Here is a 4,604-nt window from a genome sequence, read left to right on the forward strand (position 1 = left end):
TCGGATAGAGTTTTCGGCGCGGTCATGGGCGTTTCATCCTGGCCACAATCGCCAGATGCCCGATGTTTTCTGAATGTTCCCTGAACAACCTTGAGGGCGTCAGGCAGTTTTTTTCTTCCTTTCATGATATTTTTCTCCGAAAGGGGCTTTTTACCCCCCAATTTTGGCCAGACAAAAGAAATAGAGCCTACGACGGTCTCCGGGGCGAAGCCGGGAAGATTTGATGCCCCCCTCCCCCTGCCCCAGATAGCCGCCCTGCATCCTGAGCGCCCGCGTGCCGCGTCCCAGACAGAGGGAGAGGGTCTTGCTCATGCCTTCAGCCCCACCTCTCAGCGGGGCTTCTGACGCTTCTTGCGGGCTGTTGGCTTGGTCAGGCCCATATCCTGCTTGACGCCAGCCACATGCCGCCACGAGCACTCGAGTCTTTCGGCTATCTCGTTGTGCGAAAGGCCCGCCTCAATCAGCGGGATGATTTGCGCCTTGAGCGTCGGGGCCTTGTCCTTGCCTGGCAGGGAAACGTTCATCCCGCCGAACTCGGCTTGCAGCACCTCGAAGGCCACCGCGCCCACCACTGCCTCGATGGCCTGGCCCGCGCCTTTGCGTTTGGGGATGTAGAGGGACAAACCGCCGAACCTGGCCAGTAGCCAGGCGGCGCACTCGGGGCCGATCAGGGCTTCAAGATCAACGCGTGAAATTGTGACTGCCATGAGCTATTTCTCCCTGCGCGTCTGCGCTGCTTTCAGTTCCTCGATGATGGCCCGGAGCTTCGTTATCTCAGTCCACAATTCCCGCGTCCTTGCGTCGATGGCGCTGTCGAGCACCCGCACCTCATCTTCCAGATTATCCAAGCGTTCTGATGTATCAGCCTTCATGCTCCACCTCCGGTAACTCGTTGACTACTCGGGAAAGGAATGCTGCCTGGTCGCGTGACGGTAGAGAGCGAAATGCTCGCAATAGGCCACTGACGTGCTCAGCGTTCCACCATGGCATCCCGATTGAACCACCTCCAAGCATGAGAAAGAACCCGTCCTTCTCGGCTAGGCGGGCGTCCGTCCAAAGGGTCAAGAGGCACTGTCTCACTGCCGCCATGTCGCACCTCCCTTGCCCGGTTGCGGATGGCAGATTGCGCAGATGCGCAGACCATGGTCTGAGGTCCAGAACTCACGGTGCCGGGCGTAGCCGGTCGGACATTCCCATGGGTCGGATGATGGAGCGGGAGAGCCCGTAGGCCCTCCGGTCAGTTCGTTGAGGATGGCGGTCTTGTGCTCGCGGACAAGATGCACGACGGCGTTGACGGCGGCCTGGTCGCCGCTGAGCTTCAACGCACCGTCAAGGGCGGTCAGGGTCACGCCGTAGGATTCGATTTTGCGGATGATGGAGGCGGCGTTCATAAAACCATCTCCACAAATGTCCCGGTCCGGTCACCATGGGGGGCGGGACACGGGACACACCCCTTAGGGTGGTGTCCCGGGTGTCCCGGCAAAAACCCTCCCTGGCGGGACAATGTCCCGGTTGTGTCCCGGCAATGTCCCGTGTCCCGGTTGGATTCATTCAGGACATAGAAGTCGTTGGTCACGGCAAGGATTCCAGCCTCTACCAAGTCCTTCCTCGCCCGCAAAAAAGACTTCTTTTTGGCCTCGGACGTGTCGGCGGTTGATGCGCAGTAAAAATGCTCCCGCCATGTATCAAGCTGCACTCCGGCTTCGCCCTCGGTGTTTCCCAAGGCCGCCATGAATGTTTCGAGCCCGAGCTTCATTCCTGGGGAGAGGCGGCGCTCTTTTTGCGATGGAGCGAAATCCGGGACAATCACGCACGACGTGATGGGGTCGCCGTCTTCATCTTCCCCGAGGGTCACCACATCACGCTTGAAGAAATACTCCCCGCCGCCGGGTCCGTCTTTGACCTTCCGGGCTGTCCACATGAAGCGGTCACCCTTGGCCACGACCTCGATGTTGCCGTCCAGCGCTGCGAACAACGAGGAATGGCCACGGATGCCTCTAGATTCGTCTTTGCCCGGATGCGCCACAAAGGCCACGAGCCCGGATGTCCTGCGCTCAATCTCCTTTGCGCCGTTGATGATGAGGCCCATGTCAACCGAGCCGTTTTCCTCGGCACCTGGGGCACACCTGTTGAGCGTGTCGATGATGACCACCGCGCCGTCAGGGATGATGGCCGTCAATCCGTCGATGTCCTGGGGCTCGCGGATGTCAAAGGTGTCTTTTACGAGAAAGAGTTGGTCCGGGATGATGCGGCCATGATGCTGCTCCCATGCTTGGACGCGGCGCTTGAATCCGGCCTCCCCCTCAAGGCAGACATAGACCACCGGACGCTGTTTCACCCGGTGCCCGAAGAACTTCCGGCCCTCGGCAATGTGGCATCCCATATCAAAGGCCAGGAATGATTTGCCGACCGTCGAGAGGCCATGGATGACCACGAGACCGCGTGTGGGGAAGATGAGCTTGATAATCCATTCTGGGTCGGACAGGGCCATGATGCCGTCACGGTTCAAGAGTTGGAAGCGGGGGGCGGGCTCGGCCTTTTTCACCTCTTCCAGATAGTAAACCTGACCACCATGTGCGTGAGAGAATACGCGGGCGTCGCCGTCGTTGAGGATGATTAAACCGATACGGTCATCATTCCCATAGGACGGCTCTAGAGGGTCAGCACACCGCGCACCGTCGTATTTCTCGCGGTTCGCCAGCACCTCTTCCACGGTCACGGATTGACCGTCCTTCAGGTAGAGGATGAATTCTTTATGAAGGATGCTCGTTGCCGCTGCTGCTGCAAGTTGGGTCCGTGTCGCCTGCGCTTCCTTGGGATGCGTTGCGCTGGTCTTGCCCTCCCGGGCCAGTTCGGCGTCCACACGACTGTCAAGCCACTGCTCCCGGATGCGGGCGGCCTCGGGTCTCGCCTTCTCCTTGGCGGCCTGCACGAGCCGGTGCAGTTCGGCTTCCTGCTTCGTCGTGAGAGGCGGGAGAGCCCGCCTTGTATCCAAGGGCGGGGCGTCGTTATTGCGCACCTCAGGCGCGGGCCTGCGCTGTTCCAGGGGCGGTTCACATGCCGCACCCGCCGCGAAGTCCAGGCGCTCGCCTTGCCATACGGCGGCGTCGAGAGGACCGTCCTCTTTCATGGTTCCGGCGGCGGTGATTTGGATGTAGCCATGCCCGGCCAGGGACAATTTATTGACCAGAACCTTGCCTGCCCGGGGGATGTCGGAAGCGTCGGAAACGAAAACGTAGATGCGCAGACCGCGGGCACCTACCAACTGTTCGCCGGTCTCGCTGTTCCAGATATGCGAGCTTGCGGAATCGCAAATAAGCATCGGGGCGCGGGCGAACTCGGGGCAGACACTGATAATCAGGGCAAGCGCCTGCTCCCGGGTCAAGGGCGGCCTTCCATCCTTCGGGGCGTCCACATCGGCCATGAGCACGCCGGGCTTGCCCTTGGTAAATGTGATGTTCTGCGCAGTCCTGGCGATGACCGGCATGGATGCGTTCTGCGGAATCCTGTCCAGCATACCCTGGGCAACGATGCGGGCGATGTTGTGCGCGCTCAGGCCGAAGCCAAGCGCCTGATGCGTCGTGAGATTCAGCACCTTGCCTGCCAGGTCTTCGGGACAAGCCACGGTGACGCGCTCCACCTGGCCCGAGGTCATGTGACCGCCGGGGCGCTTCACGAGCTTGCCGTCAACGAGCGAAAAGGACTTGGTCAGGGTGTCGCCTGAGGTGTATCGACTGATGACAACCGGCTCAGTTTTTTCTTGACAATTTTGTGAAATGGCTTCAAGGTTTTCCTGCGGTTGTTGGATCACCTCCGCACCTACCTTGAAGCCCGGCCCGCCAGCCGGGTTTTTTATTTGGGTGTTCATGGTCGGCACCCCCTAGGCCTGCACCGTGGCGCGGGATTCGATCCACCTGGCCAGGGCGTCCCGGTCATACGCGACCTTGCCGCCTATCGTGATTCGGCCAGGGCCTTGCTTGAGGGCGTCCAGGTTCGCCATGGTTCGCGGGTGAAGCAGTCCGCCGGAGAACGCGCCCACTTGGGCACGGGCGACAATGGGAGCAGGCCAGGATGCAATCAGCTTTTCCGATAACGTCATAAAAAAAACCTCCACAAGTTTTAGGTAGACTTGTGAAGGCTTGTGTGTTGCCGGGTGGGACGATTGTTATTATCGTCCCATAACTTTTTTTTGAGCTGCTATTTTTTTTGCCTCGCGCACGTACTTTCGGAACGCTTCAAAGCCGATCTTCTCCGTTTTGCCCCTCCCCTCTTCGTTGGTCAGGTTTTGACACAGGTCTCCGTCGTCAATAAAAACTTCCCATTGGCGGGCGCTTTGGTCGGTAAAACTCAATGTGTCGCGGCTTTCGATCCACTCCCAAATATCATTGGCAGTTTCATTCCCCGAACGTTTCAAAGCTTCAAGGATTGCCTTCATAATAGCAGGGTGCTTTTTCCGCTTGCCTTTTTTCCGCCCACGGTCACGGCGCGCTTCCACATAGGACAGCTCTTCAAGCTCGCTCAGTAGTGCATATCTCAAATTAACGTCCAGCTCTTTCAAGAAACCTTCGACGTCCTCTTCGCTAAGGTCTTCCCACCAGTCCAAC

Annotated in this window: 7 protein-coding genes; all 7 read right to left on the minus strand. The window is 59.1% G+C overall.

The window, feature by feature from the left end; all coding sequences use genetic code 11:
* Positions 1-150: 150 nt before the first annotated feature.
* Positions 151-312, minus strand: coding sequence for a hypothetical protein (locus BMZ40_RS19750; RefSeq protein WP_177193281.1), 162 nt, complete (start codon positions 310-312; stop codon positions 151-153).
* Positions 313-329: 17 nt separating this feature from the next.
* Positions 330-707 carry a hypothetical protein gene (locus BMZ40_RS18890; protein ID WP_092379649.1) on the minus strand — a complete coding sequence of 126 codons (378 nt, stop codon included), beginning with the start codon at positions 705-707 and terminating at the stop codon, positions 330-332.
* Positions 708-710: 3 nt separating this feature from the next.
* Positions 711-872, minus strand: a complete 162-nt coding sequence (locus BMZ40_RS19755) for a hypothetical protein (protein ID WP_177193282.1) — start codon at positions 870-872, stop codon at positions 711-713.
* Between the two features lie 204 nt (positions 873-1,076).
* Positions 1,077-1,391: a hypothetical protein gene (locus BMZ40_RS18900; protein WP_092379655.1), complete on the minus strand. Its 315-nt coding sequence runs from the start codon at positions 1,389-1,391 to the stop codon at positions 1,077-1,079.
* Entirely contained in the window at positions 1,388-3,868 is a 2,481-nt protein-coding gene (locus BMZ40_RS18905; protein ID WP_092379658.1) for an AAA family ATPase, read from the minus strand. Before BMZ40_RS18905 ends, BMZ40_RS18900 begins: the two co-directional genes overlap by 4 nt.
* A 12-nt stretch (positions 3,869-3,880) precedes the next feature.
* A complete protein-coding gene (locus BMZ40_RS18910) occupies positions 3,881-4,099 on the minus strand; it encodes a hypothetical protein (protein ID WP_092379661.1) in 219 nt (72 codons plus the stop codon).
* A gap of 69 nt (positions 4,100-4,168) precedes the next feature.
* The coding region (locus BMZ40_RS19760) for a hypothetical protein (protein WP_177193283.1) at positions 4,169-4,604 on the minus strand (436 nt) is incomplete at its 5' end.

It is taken from the genome of Desulfomicrobium apsheronum, from assembly GCF_900114115.1.
GTDB classification, from domain to species: domain Bacteria; phylum Desulfobacterota; class Desulfovibrionia; order Desulfovibrionales; family Desulfomicrobiaceae; genus Desulfomicrobium; species Desulfomicrobium apsheronum.

What these genes read in the sequence shown, in the direction of transcription:
- BMZ40_RS19750 (WP_177193281.1), bottom strand. Translation starts at nt 312, where the DNA reads ATGAGCAAGACCCTCTCCCTCTGTCTGGGACGCGGCACGCGGGCGCTC.
- BMZ40_RS18890 (WP_092379649.1), bottom strand. Translation starts at nt 707, where the DNA reads ATGGCAGTCACAATTTCACGCGTTGATCTTGAAGCCCTGATCGGCCCC.
- BMZ40_RS19755 (WP_177193282.1), bottom strand. Translation starts at nt 872, where the DNA reads ATGAAGGCTGATACATCAGAACGCTTGGATAATCTGGAAGATGAGGTG.
- BMZ40_RS18900 (WP_092379655.1), bottom strand. Translation starts at nt 1,391, where the DNA reads ATGAACGCCGCCTCCATCATCCGCAAAATCGAATCCTACGGCGTGACC.
- BMZ40_RS18905 (WP_092379658.1), bottom strand. Translation starts at nt 3,868, where the DNA reads ATGAACACCCAAATAAAAAACCCGGCTGGCGGGCCGGGCTTCAAGGTA.
- BMZ40_RS18910 (WP_092379661.1), bottom strand. Translation starts at nt 4,099, where the DNA reads ATGACGTTATCGGAAAAGCTGATTGCATCCTGGCCTGCTCCCATTGTC.